Raw genomic sequence first — 15,551 nt, 5'->3', positions numbered from 1 at the left:
TTGTAATAATAAATTAATTGTTATTTGCGGAAGGTGAATGATGATGAAGTATATTGGCACCATGACGCTACTTGTGTTATGTATTGGCGTTTTAATTGCTGGCCAATTGCATTGGACGAACAAAATTGAGCAAGCCTCTACTGTCAAAGCCACTTCAACGGAAAAGAAATCGTCCTCAAATGAAAAGCTTCCATTTCAGGAGGTACAAGACGTTGAGTTAAAAGAAACGATGGAACTGGCTGCCTGGAATCACGGCTCTGCTCGTGTTCTCATTGCCGGATCTGATTCAATCGGTACAGAGGAAGAAGGCTTAGCAGAACAAGTAAGCAAGAGATTGGAAGAAGCCTACGGTGGTGCCATCACCGTCAAGCATCTAGAGTATGAGGGGAATTCGATTGACTTCTTGGCAGAGAATAAAGTAGAGGATTATGTCGACTTTAAGCCGGATGTGTTCATCTATGAACCGCTCCTCCTTAACAGCAATGGCATAGAGGATGCGGTCATGACGACAAATGAGATGATCGACACGGTACTGGAAGCACTTCAAGCAGAGAATGAAGGTCTGTACACCATCCTCACTCCTCCTAATCCTATTTATGGGGCGACCTATTATCCTCGTGAGGTGGATGACTTGAAGGAGTACGCCGAAAAACAGGCCATCACCTATGTCGACCATTGGAGTGCATGGCCAGATCATCAAGGTGAGGAAGTTAAAGACTACTTGAACGATGCACAAAGCGCGCCGAATGAAGAGGGCGTAAAAATCTGGGCTAATGAGATCCTAAATTTATTTGGATTATAATCAACAGAGGGGAATTTTTGTTTTTTAAACAGGAATTTCCTTTTTTCTGTTCAAACCCTACTCATTCGTCCGATAGGTTAATCGAGGTGAAATGAAAAAATGAACAAACAGCTTTCGAAACTCATCTGTCTCTTGATTCTTATATCCCTTGTCATATCCCTGATTCCTGCATCTAAAGAAGCTTCCGGCTATTCGGCAAAGGTGACGGCGAATATATTGAATGTTCGCTCGAAGGCAGCCATGAATTCATCCATCAAATTCAAACTATCACTGGGAACGGCTGTCACTGTAACGAAAGAGAGCAAGGATTGGTCGTATATTAGCTATGGAAAAAAAAGCGGGTGGGTAGCAAGCCAATATCTTTCCTATACCAAGCCGGCCAGTCTCGGAACATATTATGTCACCGCCTCTAGCTTGAATGTACGAACGAAGGCTTCGACTTCTTCCAAGGTTGTCACCTCCGTGAAGAAAAATGCCTCTCTCACTCTATTGAAAAAAAGCGGCAGCTGGGGACAGGTGAAAGTAAGTAACGGTAAAACCGGATGGGTTTCCTTGAACTATTTAACGACGAAGAAACCAGCTAGCGTCCCGAAAAATCTCGGAACCTACTATGTCACCGCCTCTAGCTTGAATGTGCGAGAGAAAGCGTCGACTTCTTCTAAGATTGTCACCTCTGTAAAGAAAAACGCTTCCGTCACTCTATTGAAGAAAAGCGGCAGCTGGGGACAGGTGAAAGTAAGTAACGGCAAAACAGGCTGGGTTTCCTTGAACTATTTAACGACGAAGAAAGCAGCTAGCGTCTCAAAAAATCTCGGAACCTATTATGTGACGGCTTCTAGCTTGAATGTACGGGCGAAGGCTTCTACTTCTTCTAAGGTTGTCACATCTGTTAAGAAAAACGCCTCCGTCACTCTATTGAAGAAAAGCGGCAACTGGGGGCAGATTAAATTAAGCAACGGCAAAATCGGTTGGGTTTCCTTGAACTATTTAACGACGAAGAAGCCCGTCAGTGCTCAAGCAAATCTTGGAATCTATTATGTCACCGCCTCTAGCTTGAATGTGCGGGCGAAGGCTTCTACTTCTTCTAAAATTGTCACCTCTGTTAAGAAAAACGCTTCTGTCACTCTGTTAAAGAAGAGCGGCAGCTGGGGACAGATTAAATTAAGCAATGGCAAAACTGGATGGGTTTCCTTGAACTATTTAACAACGAAGAAACCCGTCAGTGCTCAAGCAAATCTTGGAATCTATTATGTGACAGCTTCTAGCTTGAATGTGCGGGCGAAGGCTTCTACTTCTTCTAAGATTGTCACCTCTGTTAAGAAAAACGCTTCTGTCACTCTATTAAAGAAGAGCGGCAGCTGGGGACAGATTAAATTAAGCAACGGCAAAACAGGATGGGTTTCCTTGAACTATTTAACAACGAAGAAACCCGTCAGTACTGAAGCAGATCTTGGAACCTATTATGTCACTGCCTCTAGCTTGAATGTACGAGAAAAGGCTTCGACTTCTTCCAAGATTATCACCTCTGTGAATAAAAACTCCTCCGTCACTCTTTTGAAAAGAAGCGGCAGCTGGGGGCAGGTGAAGGTAAGCAACGGCAAAACAGGATGGGTTTCATTGAATTACTTAACGACGAAGAAACCGGCCAGCACCTCTCCCAATCCGGAAGAAGCGTATTACACAGCGGCAAGAGCAACCATCCATAAGGATGCGAGTTCAAAATCCTCCGTCGTCGCCTCTGTCTCTAAAGGAATAAAGGTGCAAATATTGAGCACAAAGAACAGCTTCACGCAGATCAAGCTACCTTCGGGTACGATTGGCTGGTTAGCCTCTCACTTGGTTACGACAAAGACGGTCAAAGGCAAAACCATTGTCATCGACCCCGGGCATGGCGGCCAAGATGCAGGTGCCATTGGAACCCTTCTTAAGACACTGGAAAAGAACATCAACCTGAGTACGGCCAACGAGCTCGCCGCACGACTTCGTCAAGCTGGCGCAAAGGTCGTGATGACTCGCTCAAGCGATACATACCCGACCCTTTTGGAACGTGCAGCAATTAGCAACAAAAATATGGCCGATGCATTTATCAGCATTCATTATAATGCCTCTATCTCATCAAGTGTCCGCGGCATTGAGACATTCTATCATCTCAATCCAAGCCTTGCGAGCTCCCTGCAGCAGGAAATCGCAAAATCTACCGGACTCAGAAATCGCGGCATCAAGAAAAATGGCTTCACTGTGCTCTACCAAAATACCCGTCCAGCCGCCCTTGTTGAGCTTGGTTTCCTGACGAATCCAACCGAGGAGAGAATCATCTCCCAGTCTAGCTACCACGAAAAAGCAGCTCAAGGGATGTTCAATGGGCTAAACGTCTTCTTCAGCAAATAAAAGCCTAGAAAAACAGATGTAAAAACGATCATGTTTTTACATCTGTTTTCTTTATGTATGATAGATTTTCCTCCTCCACCTTCCACTTCTTACCTTCACTTAATTTTCTATTTCCCTACACTGCCTTTTATCCGATAATGTTAATCGAGGTGAATACAACTATATGAAAAAACAGATTTCTATACATATCTGCATCATGATGATTCTGTGCCTTGTCTTTTCACAGTATCCTATTTATACAGAGGCAGCTGGCTATTCATCCAAAGTGACAGCGGACATCCTAAACGTCCGCTCAAAGGCCAATACAACATCCTCAATCAAATTTAAGATCAAAAAAGGAACAACAGTCACAGTCTCAGCTGAGCAAGGCAGCTGGTCTTACATAACCTATGGCAAGCAGAATGGATGGGTATCGAGCAAATACCTCTCATCTAAGACTAATAGTCTCGGAACCTATTATGTAAGCGCCACTAGCTTAAACGTTAGGGAGAAAGCTTCCTCTTCTTCTAAGAATATCGCTTCCGTGAAAAAGAACACCGCTCTCACCTTGCTCAAGAAAAGTGGCTCCTGGGGGCAGGTCAAATTAAGCAATGGGAAGACCGGATGGGTTTCCTTACAGTACTTAACGAAGACGAAGCCTACCACGACAACAACTAATCTCGGCACCTACTATGTAACCGCCACTAACCTGAATGTCCGTGAGAAAGCTTCCTCTTCTTCTAAGAATATCGCTTCCGTGAAAAAGAACACCTCTCTCACCTTGCTCAAAAAAAGTGGCTCCTGGGGACACGTTAAATTGAGTAATGGCAAATCCGGATGGGTTTCCTTGCAGTATTTAACACAGACGAAGCCTGCTGCAACGGCGGCTAATCTTGGTACCTATTATGTCACGGCTCCTACTCTTAATTTGCGTGAGAAAGCTTCGGCTTCTTCCAAGCTCATCACTTCTGTGAAGAAGGACTCAGCTGTCACTCTATTGAAGAAAAGCGGCTCTTGGGGGCAAATTAAATTAAGTAACGGAAAAATCGGATGGGTTTCCTTGCAGTATTTAACAAAGACGAAGCCTACCACGACAACAACTAATCTCGGCACCTACTATGTAACCGCCACTAACCTGAATGTGCATGAGAAAGCCTCCTCTTCTTCCAAGAATATCGCTTCCGTGAAGAAGGATACCTCTCTCACCCTGCTCAAAAAAAGTGGTTCTTGGGGACACGTTAAATTGAGTAATGGCAAAACCGGATGGGTTTCCATGCAGTATTTAACACAGACGAAGCCTGCTGCAGTTGCGACTAATATCGGTACCTATTATGTCACGGCTTCTACTCTTAATTTGCGTGAAAAAGCTTCAGCTTCTTCCAAGCTCATCACTTCTGTGAAGAAGGATTCAGCTGTCACTCTATTGAAGAAAAGCGGCACATGGGGGCAAATTAAATTAAGTAACGGAAAAACCGGGTGGGTTTCCTTGCAGTACTTAACGCAGACGAAGCCTGCTGCAACGGCGGCTAATCTCGGTACCTATTATGTCACGGCTTCCAGCCTTAATTTGCGCGAGAAAGCCTCGGCTTCTTCCAAGCTCATCACTTCTGTGAAGAAGGACTCAGCTGTCACTCTTTTGAAGAAAAGCGGCTCTTGGGCGCAGATTAAATTAAGCAATGGCAAAACTGGGTGGGTTTCCTTGCAGTACTTAACGCAGACGAAGCCTGCTGCAACGGCGACTAATCTTGGAACCTATTATGTCACGGCTTCCAGTCTTAATTTACGTGAAAAAGCTTCGGCTTCTTCCAAGCTCATCACTTCCGTGAAGAAGGACTCAGCTGTCACTCTTTTGAAGAAAAGCGGCACCTGGGGGCAGATTAAATTAAGTAATGGAAAAACCGGTTGGGTTTCCTTGCAGTACTTAACAAAGACGAAGCCGGCCACAACAACAGCTACCCTCGGCACCTACTATGTAACCGCGACTAGCTTGAACGTTCGTGAGAAAGCCTCATCCTCTTCTAAAGCAATCGCTTCCGTGAAGAAGAACACCGCTCTCACCCTGCTCAAGAAAAGCGGCACTTGGGGACAAGTCAAATTAAGCAACGGCACGACCGGTTGGGTTTCCTTGCAATACTTATCGGCTAAGAAGACAGAAAATATTGCCGTACCAACAGAATATGTATATTTAGCCAGCAAAGCATCCATCTATCAAGATGCCAGCACGAAATCTCCCGTATTAGCGTCCGCTTCTAAAGGAGAAAAAGCAGGAAAGCTAAGTGTGAAGAATGGCTTCACACAAGTGAAACTGAACTCTGGCATTATTGGCTGGGTATCCTCTAGCGTACTTACTACGAAGACCGTAAAAGGGAAGACCATTGTCATTGATCCAGGTCATGGTGGCCATGATGCGGGTGCCGTTGGCATACTTCTGGGGACAAAGGAAAAGGACATCGCACTAAGTACGGCAAATCAATTGGCGACCCTGCTCCGCAACGCAGGTGCCAATGTCATTATGACCCGCTCAACAGATGTTTACTTGACTCTTCCCACTCGTGCAAGTATCAGTAACAATAACAAAGCGGATGCCTTTGTCAGCATTCACTACAATGCAACACCTATCGGCAATGCATATGGGATTGAAACCTTTTATTATCACGCCCCGCACACAAGCCTTGCCAGCTCCCTCCAACAAGAAATGATCAAAACAACGGGACTCAGGGATCGCGGCGTGAAGAAGAAAGGATATACGGTCTTATCTCAGAATAATCGCCCAGCTGCTCTCGTGGAGCTAGGATTCCTGTCGACTCCATCTGAGGAAAAGATTATTGCGCAAACCAGCCACCACAGAAAAGCAGCGCAAGGAATCCTCAATGGATTAAACGTCTTTTTCAGTAAATAGCCCTTAAGCCGCCTGAACAGATTAGGCGGCTTTCTTTATGCGTCCAATTTGGACGGAATCCCACTCAAAATCCTCCTCTGTCGAATAAGCTATATGGATTCGCAAAATAAATGGAAGTGGTATGGATGGCCAAGGGTAATCATACTAAAGAGATTATCGGCTCCTGGATGCAGGCAATTGGCAATGCAATCGAGGCCTATGGCTCTACCCCCTCCGTTCCTCTCGACTCAGAAACGCGCGATGATTATAACCGGGTCGGACTGACGATGCAGGCAACCGGGGCTGGACTTGTGGCGGATGGTCAGAGCACGGTTTATTCATATGAATATGCCGGATCAGTCATCACCTCCATCGGTTCTCTTGAGGAGCTCCTGCCATTGATTTGGCGTTTTTCCTCCCTGGAGGCTGATTATGTATTGGAATCAGGGGGCAATATCCTCCAAGGGCTAGGAACAACTCTCTCAGCCTATGATGAAGTCATCAATGGGACACCGTCTGGAGCCTATGAAGGAATCATCGGAAACACACTCCAAACAATCGGCTGCATGATTTCCGTTCTTGGAATCAAGGTGGAGCTGACTGACCAGTACAATGGTCAGTGGATCAACGCCATCGGCTCTTGGGTCCAGACCCTTGGGGCATTCATAGCCGCTATAGGTCAGCAGCTTGAGGAAGAGGAGGAAAGTGGAGTAGGAGATGGAGACGCTGGCGAAAGGCCAACTGAATTTGGGCGATGCAATGCCCCATTCTTCCTAAGATAGGGCATTGCCACCCTATGTCAACCGAAATCTTGGACAAGTTGATTTCACTAAAAAACCCACCCACTTTCCTATGAAGTGAATACACTGTAAAGATAAGCTATTGATGGATATAGAATCTGTTCCATTAGATCAGTATAAAGAAATACTGTGAGGACGAGGATTCAATCGGCGGGAAATTGACATAAGACAAAGAGTCAATGTCTTATCAGCCATCGGACAACAATAAGAAGAATGGCAAGAGCTTACGCCTGGTATTGATGAATAAAGACAGGGGGGATGAGGATGGACAAAGAACATCTGCTCACAGAGTATATAGGGTCCTGGGTGTTAGCGATTGGCGCCAATATCAACGCCGCCGCTTCTACTCCCTCGCCCTTTTTAACAGATGAGCAATTACAAGAAATCAATCTTATCGGATTCGAGCTGCAGGCCCTCGGCTTTGCCATCCAGGTCGATGCCCAAAGTGAGTTAAATCTCGAGTCAGGCGGCAATGCGATTGCCGCCATCGGGATGCTTGAAATCATCTCCTCTATCCTGCTTCCATTCTCAGATGAAACAGACACGAATCTCCTGGTTTCCGGAAACCTCCTTGCCTCACTCGGGGCCTTCATGATCTTCATCGAGGAACGATTTAATGAGCCGCAGGAGCGTGGCAGCAGGCTTGAGGCAATCGGCAATCTCATGCAAGCCATCGGGGCAGGCATTCTGGCAATCGCCTTAAGACTTCAAGGCAACCAAAAGGACGCAGAGAAAAAACAAAGAATAAAGAAAGGCAAGGACGAGAAGGATACCAAACGCACAAATGCCATCACCAATTTAATCGCCTGGTCAAGCTGGCTTGTCGCAGCCGGTACAGTCGTTGCCCTAATCGGAGTCGGAATCCAGCTCTACAACCAATGAGCTGGTTTCTGTTCTAGATGCCCTCACTTATCTAATCAGAAGATAGGTCACTAGCCCAATCAAAAACCATATAGCACTCGAAATAAGGCACCCCGATCTCACTCCTCTTATAAAGGAATCTTTATCTGTTTGAAAGTCCTGCATAATCCTGCTCCTTTTTTATAGCATACTCGCCTTTACCAACTATACTACTTGACCCTAAACAATTATTCCTTCGAATTAACCCATTTGTACGCCTCATTTAATATTTTTTCATCGACATCCCTCACCGATACGCTTCCTTTTTACACCATTCCCTATCGTATCCTAACGCATGCTGTTTAATGATACGCTATCCCCCTCTTTTTGTAGGTATTTGTTTTGTTTCAAGAAAGGGGTTTTACGGTATATAGAGAGTACAAATTTTTAAAAAAGGAGGCGGAACTCATGAAAATCCGCGCAGGCAGCTGGAAGATGCTTTCCAAACAAGAAAAATTATTTATTCTAACGGCCATTAGCAAACGCCGCTCAGCTTGATTCCTTTCATTTCTAAAATCCCCTATAGAAGATGCCCACAACCTTTTTCCCCTTATTTCTCCACGGTAATAGCATTGATTTGAACAACTCGCCGAGGCGGGTGTTTTTTTTATGCTTTTTGTTAATCAAACGATTGATTAAGTCTATAAAGGGTATGAGGACAATAGACTATATAGAAGGAATTAACTGGTCTGGCCAATTTCATTAAAAAATCCAGTGGCTTGTTGATATTAATTGAATTCCAAATCTATTTTCCGATATAGTAAATAAAGAGGAGTCATACGAATTACCTATACCTAAAGGCGGTGAACGGAAATTGAGAAAATCTCCATTGAGGAAACTCCAAATAGGCCTTATAATTGCTTCTATTCTTCTTATCTGTATACCTCTCTATCTGATTAGCCGGCCGCCTGACAAGGATACCCTAATCCATCAGGTGGAGCTAGCATTCAAACAGCAAAACAGCGAAACGCTATCCAAAGTGCTGACCTCCTCAGATCAAAATCTCCAAATTGACGAGAAGGATACGAAAGCACTCATAAACTACCTCCATGAGAATCCTGAATACCTGGAATCACTAATAACCATCCTGCAGGAGCAATCCAGATATTATGATGAGGAAGCTGGCGTCGCGGCAAGCAATACCAAATCCACTGAGAAAATTGAAGGCTTCTTAACCCTTAAAAAGAACCAAAATTTCATCCTGCCAGACACCTACTCCATTGAAATTGACCCTGTCTACCTGACTGTCTGTACAAACACACAGGACGCCGTAATCAAAATCAATGGCCAAAAAGTCACCCATACAAGCCAAAAAGATTGCGATAAAACAGTCGGCCCGCTTCTCCCTGGAGAATACATGGTAGAAGCAACCTCCAAGCAAAAGGACAAAGAAATCAAGAAAACCGAAACCGTCACCCTTTGGAACACCGATCAAGAAATCACCCTTGATCTCCAAGCCGAGGACATTACTCTCCAAACCAATAAAGACAAAAAGTAGCAGCTGATTTTCACAGCTGCTCTTTTTAATGGATATAACCTGAGTATACAATTCATTTTGTATTAAATATTAAATTTCTACATGAAATGAGTAAAAAATCTCACGAAATTGAGGGGAAGAATGCGTATAGTTAAGATGGATATAGGTTTTATTCTATTTAAATACAAATAAAAAACAGAAGACCTGCCCGATCTCCTGCTCTTATACATTTAGAATATAATAACTATTCAGTCTGCAAATATTAAGAATGTCGTACTGTTGTGGTTTTACACTACTGAATTGCCAACGCTTAGCATACGTGGCGGGAATGGAATCGCTTCAGCTACTTCGTTCCCTACATTCAGCATACGTGGCGGGAATGGAATTGCTTCGGCTACTTCGTTCCCTACATTCAACATACGTGGCGGGAATGGAATCGCTTCAGCTACTTCGTTCCCTACATTCAACATACGTGGCGGGAATGGAATCGCTTCAGCTACTTCGTTCCCTACATTCAACATACGTGGCGGGAATGGAATCGCTTCGGCTGTATCAACTGAATTATCTTTAGGAGCAAATGTTAGTATTGAAGCTAAAACTGCTACACCCAAAAGACTAAAGCTTAGAATCTTCATTTTCTTTTTCATTTAAATTCTCCTTTTCATTCTCTAAATCGAGAGTATAATTGGAATATATATTGTATATTTCCATTTAATCACATTATATAAAAACATTGAAATTCAAAAAGCAAGGACTTTTGATTCAAAATATATTAATTCCTACTTAAAACGTAAGCGTATAGACTTAAATATAACTTTAGGCATATTTTCAGAGAGGGAGGTCAGGAATGGATTTTTCTATTATTGGACAAAGGATTAGAGAGCTTAGAAAATCATTAAAACTATCACAGGAAGAATTAGCGGAGGGTATATGTACCCAAGCCCAAATCAGTAAGATAGAAAAAGGCGACGTCTTCCCATATGCAAATACATTATATTTAATATCCCAAAAGCTTGGAGTGGATGTAAACTATTTCTTTGAGATTGGATCTACTCCAAGGATCGATTATGTTAATGAAGTATTTCGGCAACTTAGATTAGCAAGAAGAAGCCTCCAATTTGTCGAGATGGAGCGAATAATTAAGATAGAAGAAAAGAATCCTCTATTTACGCAAAATAACCGACATTACCAAATGATTCTATGGCATAAAGGATTATGTGAACATGCTGTATATAAGAATCCTGATAAAGGCATTAAAATTCTATGGGAAGCAATACAACTTACCCATACAAATAATAAGGTATGGACAGAAAGGGAAATCGAAATTCTCATAGCAGTCGGTTCCATCTATTCAGAAGACGGTAGAACACAAGAGGCTATTGATATTTTTCTCGGAGCTCTTGAAAACTTAGAGCAACTTGTCTTTATTAGTGATAATACTATCTTGCCGAGACTTTATTATAATTTAGCAAGAGTATATAGCATGCTTGAAAACTATGAAGAGTCTAATTACTACTGTCATAAAGGCATTAAGTATTGTTTATCAAAGGACAACCTCTATCCATTAGGGGAATTGCATTATCAAATATGCTACAACTACGAAAGACTTAATCAATTGGAAAATGCGCTGTCTTATTTAAATAAAGCTGTAATCATATTTGAATTAATTGAGGATAAAAACTATTTGTCTATATTAGAGAAAGGCAAGGAAATCCTCTTGGAAGAAATTGAACGACAAAAAAACGATCATCCTATGTGATCGTTTTTGTTTTCGTATTAGAAATTCATGTTTAATTTAGCAGGGCTTGGTTAAAGCCCCTACCGGCTGATTATTTTCAGGAAGGCCAGGATAAAAAAATACATCCTTTAAAAGAGCAAGTTTATTCTATATCCCTATTTAGATATTTCTAGTCCTTCTCCTGCTCCACCAAAGATAGATTGCCACCCCAAACATCCCGCCAACCGTATCAATCATCACATCCTGAAAGAGCGGTGTCCGCTCTCCATTAAAGGATTGGTGCCACTCATCCGAACAGGCATATAGGAATACAAAAAGCATTGTCATGGCCGCAAGCTTCAGCGGCTTCTTCTTCATCCAAAGATGAATAACACTCGCAACGGCAATTGCAAGGACGAAATAAATACTGAAATGGGCTCCCTTCCGAATGAAGAACTCAATCAGGCCAGGAATTCCTTTCGTCTCCACGCTGATGATATGGCCGGCATAAGTAAACTCCACCTTAGAAAGCAGGGACACGATCGGTTCAGGAATCTCCAGCTTTTCGCTGATAAGTGGCTGAATATTTTGCTTTGAATATGGCTGGGATGAGGAATAGAAAATGACCCCGATAATCATTAAGGCAAAGACAATACGTACGATAAGCTTTTTAGTTAAATTATTCATAATGTCTATCCTATAGGAATTTCCTCCTATCGTAAATGAGTTTGTTCCGACATTTACCCATTATTGCCATTTTGATATTAATCAATCGATTGATTAATATCAAAATGGCCGTCATTCAAGTCTAATGACCTGAATGACGGCCTGTATGAATCTATTCCTTCTTGAATGACGCCTTTACTTTGGAACTCTCAAGTAAACCGCTCTTGGTCACCGAGATATAAACACTGCCTGCGTTCTTCCCTAGTTGTTTAACAGAAAGAGTTGTGGATGTTCCGGCTGATTTCTTGGAAACAAGCAGTTTACCGCCACTTGCTTTGGTATAAACCTTAATCGTATCACCTTTTTGAATGCTTTTTACAGTGATGGTATCTGATTTGCCTTTATTATTCTTTATGGTTAATTGACTGGCCTTTAGCGGTGCTGATGGCTCTGCCTTATAGGAGACTCCCACTCTTGAACTTTCAAGCAATCCTGTCTTTGTGACACTTACGTAGACCTTCCCTGCTTTTTGAGTAAGCTGCTTTACAGTCAGATTAAGTGAGGTGCCTGTTGCTTTTTTGCTCACGAGTAATTTGCCACCACTTGCTTTATCATATACCTTAATGTTGTCTCCTTTTTTGATACCGCTCACTGTAATAACATCCTGACTAGTACGGTTATTCGTTATTTTTACTTGTGTTGTTTTCAAGGGAGCTGATGGCTCTGCTTTATAGGAAACTGCCGTTCTCGAACTTTCTAAATAACCGGATTGGGTATTCGTTACATAGATCTTTCCTGCTGTTTGACTTAGCTGCTTTACAGTTAGATTAAGTGAGGTGCCTGTTGCATTTTTGCTCACGAGCAATTTGCCGCCACTTGCTTTGTCGTATACCTTGACGGTGTCTCCTTTTTTGATACCGCTCACTGCAATAACATCCTGACTAGTACGGTTATTCGTTATTTTTACTTGTGTTGTTTTCAAGGGAGCTGATGGCTCTGCTTTATAGGAAACTGCCGTTCTCGAACTTTCTAAATAACCGGATTGGGTATTCGTTACATAGATCTTCCCAGCCTTTTGACCAAGTTGCTTAATAGAAAGAGCTGTGGATGTGCCAGCAGATGTTTGGCTAGCTAATAATTTACCTCCGCTGCTCTTGTCATACACCTTAATTTGATTCCCTTTTTGAATACCACTAACTGTTACCGTATCATTTTTTCCGTAATTATTTTTTACGGTGATTTTGCTGGTAGAGAGAGTTGGTGTTATGGTTTGGATTTTTAAATTGTAAGCGGTATGTGCTCTACCATCAATCCTCACATAGTAAGTGTCTGGCACTAGCTCCATTGTTTTGGTTGCAGTACCGGATACCGTATCAGATGGGAATAAATAATTCAGTTCTTTTTCACCATTTTCCACTGATAAATAGTCGACTGTATTACTCACACTGAACTTTAATTTTTCCTTCTTTGTCAATGTAAATGTATACACATCATTATCATATCGGCTGGAATTAAATCCTTGATAATTTGAATTAAGTTTAATAGGATCCGCTTCTGCCTTCTTATCATTTGATTCCGTCTCATAATTAGTGCCCGGTGTGAAATTCAGCTCTAATTGATAAGAAATTAGTTCATTGGAATCAGAATTATTTGAAACGCTCATATAATACGTTCCAGCTGGCAATCCAATCTCCATGTTGGTTGTCCCACTTTTTAGTGGATTAGTGAATAAATAATCATAATCATCCTCATCCACATTCGTTAATCCAAGATAAAGTTCCCCTTGCTTGGAATTGCTCAATTTAACCGTTACTTTGCCTGGCTTCGTCAGGATAAATTTATAATGGTCGCTATAGTCACTATTTTCTTTTAAATAGCCACTCGTTATCGTATTTAGATTTAGTTGTTGAGAACTGACAATAGTATCATTCGGTTCTTTCTCTAAATTAGCCTTTGCCTTAAAATCTAACTGAATATCATACTTAAAGGGCTCTTCATATGCTTCAATCACAATATAGATAACTTTCCCCTTTGCTAAACCCATCGATGTCTTCACAGTTCCTGTTCCATCATCTGATTCCAAGATAGCTATAATGTGCTCAAAATCCTCATCCCATACATATATTTCGGATGACTCCGGCATATTTGACACAGAAATGGTAAGCTCCCCATTGTCAGGTATCGTAGCCTTGTAATAACGTGAACCATAATCCTCGAGATTACCTTCTATCTTGGTGGGTAACGTTAATGGGATTGCTTTGCCCTTTGTTTCACCGTTATCTGTTGCTGCCTCTCCAATATTATTGTTATATGCGGGATTAATCATCGACAATAATAAAACTACCCCTAAAAAAGCCATGAAAATTTTCCTCATGAATATCCTCCTATAAATAATTATGAAATCATTACAAATATATCATAATAGTGTAATTATAGTCATATTTAACCATACAGGCGATTTACTAAATGAAAAAAGACCAAATCCAGAGCCTTGCGCTGAATTTGGTCTTTCGTTCTGTTATATAGTTTATGCCATTGCGGCAATACGGTTGTTCTCTCGATATCGGATGTTGTGGATTCCGATGACGTTCAGGAATTTCTTGATTTCGTTCATAGCGGCTGGTTTATGTCCTTCCATGACGACAAGGTCAGTGACAAAGGCAATCTTAGGATAATGACGCTTACGCTTCTTCGGATTCAAAATGGGCTCTTCTTCAATTAATTGAGCATCCATCTCCTCCTCACAGGTTAGGATGACGGCTTCCCCTATCTTCATATCCGCTTGATCAAAAAAGAACGAGAATTCAATTGAACATTCACCATCAATAAACTTTGGCAATACTCTTACATTCAATTCCATTGATGCCCAGCCTCCTTCATTTCCTATTTGTAACCAGTCTAACAGGATTAGCAAGTAGGTGGTCAGGCCAGTATGCCAGGAAATCCGATGTTTTTTTGCATATTCATACAGGATTACTCATGTTTTCATCCTTTTTTATAACTCGAGGAATATTCCTATATGAATATTTTATACTTTCTCTATTGTACCTATTTACGGTTTAATAATCTAGATGTTTTTGTAATATTTTTGAAACTTTTTTTAAATCAGCATCATCAATGACCTCATAATAGACGCCATTAATTTTCTTTGCAGACCCTTGCATATTTATGCTGTCTATATGATCAAGGGCATCGCGATAGTTTTGCTTAATTTGAAACATTTCCTTGATAGTGAAGTTCGTCTTCACATTATTCATGAGGGCGGTCGCGATTTTATCATAGTGGGTCAGCGATTGCAGGTCCGCTCCTGTGCGGATGACTTCCTCAATGACTTTGCGCTGGCGCTCCTGCCGCTCCTCCTCACCATTCTCTCCGAGCGTCCGCATGCGAATATAGGCAAGCGCCTGCTTCCCATTCAGGCTGATTCTCCCGGTCGGGAAATGATAGCCCTCATAGGAGAAGGCTTTCTTATTCTCCATCGTTATGCCGCCCATCGCATCCACGACCTCCTCTACTCCCTCCATATTAATCTTGACGAAATAATCAATCGGAATCTTCATGAACCCTTCCACCGTCTCCATCATCAGCTCCACTCCTCCTGTCTTGTAGGCATGATTGAGTTTATCAGGCTGGTCTTGCCCTGGAATGTTAACACGCGTTTCTCGCGGAATATGGAGAAGCTTGATTGACTGGAGCGTTGGGTTGACGGTCAGCACCATGATTGTTCCGGCGCTTCTTCGCACCTCCCCGTCATCATCTACACCGAGCAGGAGGACGGAGAATGGATCCCTGTCCTCTAATTGGAGCATCTTATCTCGAAGATCTGATTGCCTTTGTGCAAGAGGGTCCGATATGGATTGATAGGCCTTGTAAATTGGGATGAAGAGGATCGTCGCGATAAGGATAATAAGAGCGGTGATCCAAATCCATTTATGCTTCATGCT

12 protein-coding genes are annotated in these 15,551 nt (G+C 42.3%); 7 read left to right on the top strand and 5 right to left on the bottom strand.

All coding sequences use genetic code 11. The features are described 5' to 3' along the window. Positions 1-37 precede the first annotated feature (37 nt). The 6 genes from CYL18_RS06050 to CYL18_RS06025 all read left to right on the top strand — a co-directional run bounded on the left by CYL18_RS06050 (position 38) and on the right by CYL18_RS06025 (position 9,245). Positions 38-802: an SGNH/GDSL hydrolase family protein gene (locus CYL18_RS06050; RefSeq protein ID WP_146102819.1), complete on the top strand. Its 765-nt coding sequence runs from the start codon at positions 38-40 to the stop codon at positions 800-802. A 99-nt stretch (positions 803-901) separates the two neighbouring features. After that, positions 902-3,190 carry an SH3 domain-containing protein gene (locus CYL18_RS06045; RefSeq protein ID WP_104848586.1) on the top strand — a complete coding sequence of 763 codons (2,289 nt, stop codon included), beginning with the start codon at positions 902-904 and terminating at the stop codon, positions 3,188-3,190. A 163-nt stretch (positions 3,191-3,353) separates the two neighbouring features. Further along, positions 3,354-6,068: an SH3 domain-containing protein gene (locus CYL18_RS06040; RefSeq protein ID WP_104848585.1), complete on the top strand. Its 2,715-nt coding sequence runs from the start codon at positions 3,354-3,356 to the stop codon at positions 6,066-6,068. 125 nt (positions 6,069-6,193) lie between these two features. Beyond that, positions 6,194-6,829 carry a DUF6944 family repetitive protein gene (locus CYL18_RS06035; protein ID WP_104848584.1) on the top strand — a complete coding sequence of 212 codons (636 nt, stop codon included), beginning with the start codon at positions 6,194-6,196 and terminating at the stop codon, positions 6,827-6,829. A 282-nt stretch (positions 6,830-7,111) separates the two neighbouring features. Then, positions 7,112-7,729 (top strand): DUF6944 family repetitive protein, encoded by a 618-nt coding sequence (locus CYL18_RS06030; protein ID WP_104848583.1) that lies wholly within the window; start codon positions 7,112-7,114, stop codon positions 7,727-7,729. A gap of 832 nt (positions 7,730-8,561) precedes the next feature. Beyond that, positions 8,562-9,245 (top strand): TcaA second domain-containing protein, encoded by a 684-nt coding sequence (locus tag CYL18_RS06025; protein ID WP_104848582.1) that lies wholly within the window; start codon positions 8,562-8,564, stop codon positions 9,243-9,245. A gap of 266 nt (positions 9,246-9,511) precedes the next feature. On the opposite strand, the gene CYL18_RS06020 is transcribed toward CYL18_RS06025, so the two are convergent. Beyond that, positions 9,512-9,871 (bottom strand): hypothetical protein, encoded by a 360-nt coding sequence (locus CYL18_RS06020; RefSeq protein ID WP_104848581.1) that lies wholly within the window; start codon positions 9,869-9,871, stop codon positions 9,512-9,514. A gap of 200 nt (positions 9,872-10,071) precedes the next feature. Here CYL18_RS06020 and CYL18_RS06015 point away from each other — a divergent pair, with 200 nt between their 5' ends. Next, on the top strand, positions 10,072-10,983 hold the full coding sequence (locus tag CYL18_RS06015) for a helix-turn-helix domain-containing protein (RefSeq protein ID WP_104848580.1): 912 nt from the start codon (positions 10,072-10,074) through the stop codon (positions 10,981-10,983). A 138-nt stretch (positions 10,984-11,121) separates the two neighbouring features. On the opposite strand, the gene CYL18_RS06010 is transcribed toward CYL18_RS06015, so the two are convergent. From CYL18_RS06010 to CYL18_RS05995, 4 genes are all read right to left on the bottom strand, one after another. Continuing rightward, positions 11,122-11,628, bottom strand: coding sequence for a VanZ family protein (locus CYL18_RS06010; protein WP_104848579.1), 507 nt, complete (start codon positions 11,626-11,628; stop codon positions 11,122-11,124). Between the two features lie 151 nt (positions 11,629-11,779). Continuing rightward, positions 11,780-13,981, bottom strand: coding sequence for a hypothetical protein (locus tag CYL18_RS06005; protein ID WP_104848578.1), 2,202 nt, complete (start codon positions 13,979-13,981; stop codon positions 11,780-11,782). Positions 13,982-14,134: 153 nt separating this feature from the next. After that, a complete protein-coding gene (locus tag CYL18_RS06000) occupies positions 14,135-14,467 on the bottom strand; it encodes a hypothetical protein (RefSeq protein WP_104848577.1) in 333 nt (110 codons plus the stop codon). Positions 14,468-14,666: 199 nt separating this feature from the next. Then, complete coding sequence (locus tag CYL18_RS05995; RefSeq protein WP_104848576.1) at positions 14,667-15,548, bottom strand: LCP family glycopolymer transferase; 882 nt, start codon at positions 15,546-15,548, stop codon at positions 14,667-14,669. Positions 15,549-15,551: the final 3 nt, after the last annotated feature.

The organism is Pradoshia eiseniae (assembly GCF_002946355.1).
Taxonomy (GTDB): Bacteria; Bacillota; Bacilli; order Bacillales; family Pradoshiaceae; genus Pradoshia; species Pradoshia eiseniae.
This window is presented reverse-complemented; position numbering and strand designations above follow the sequence as displayed.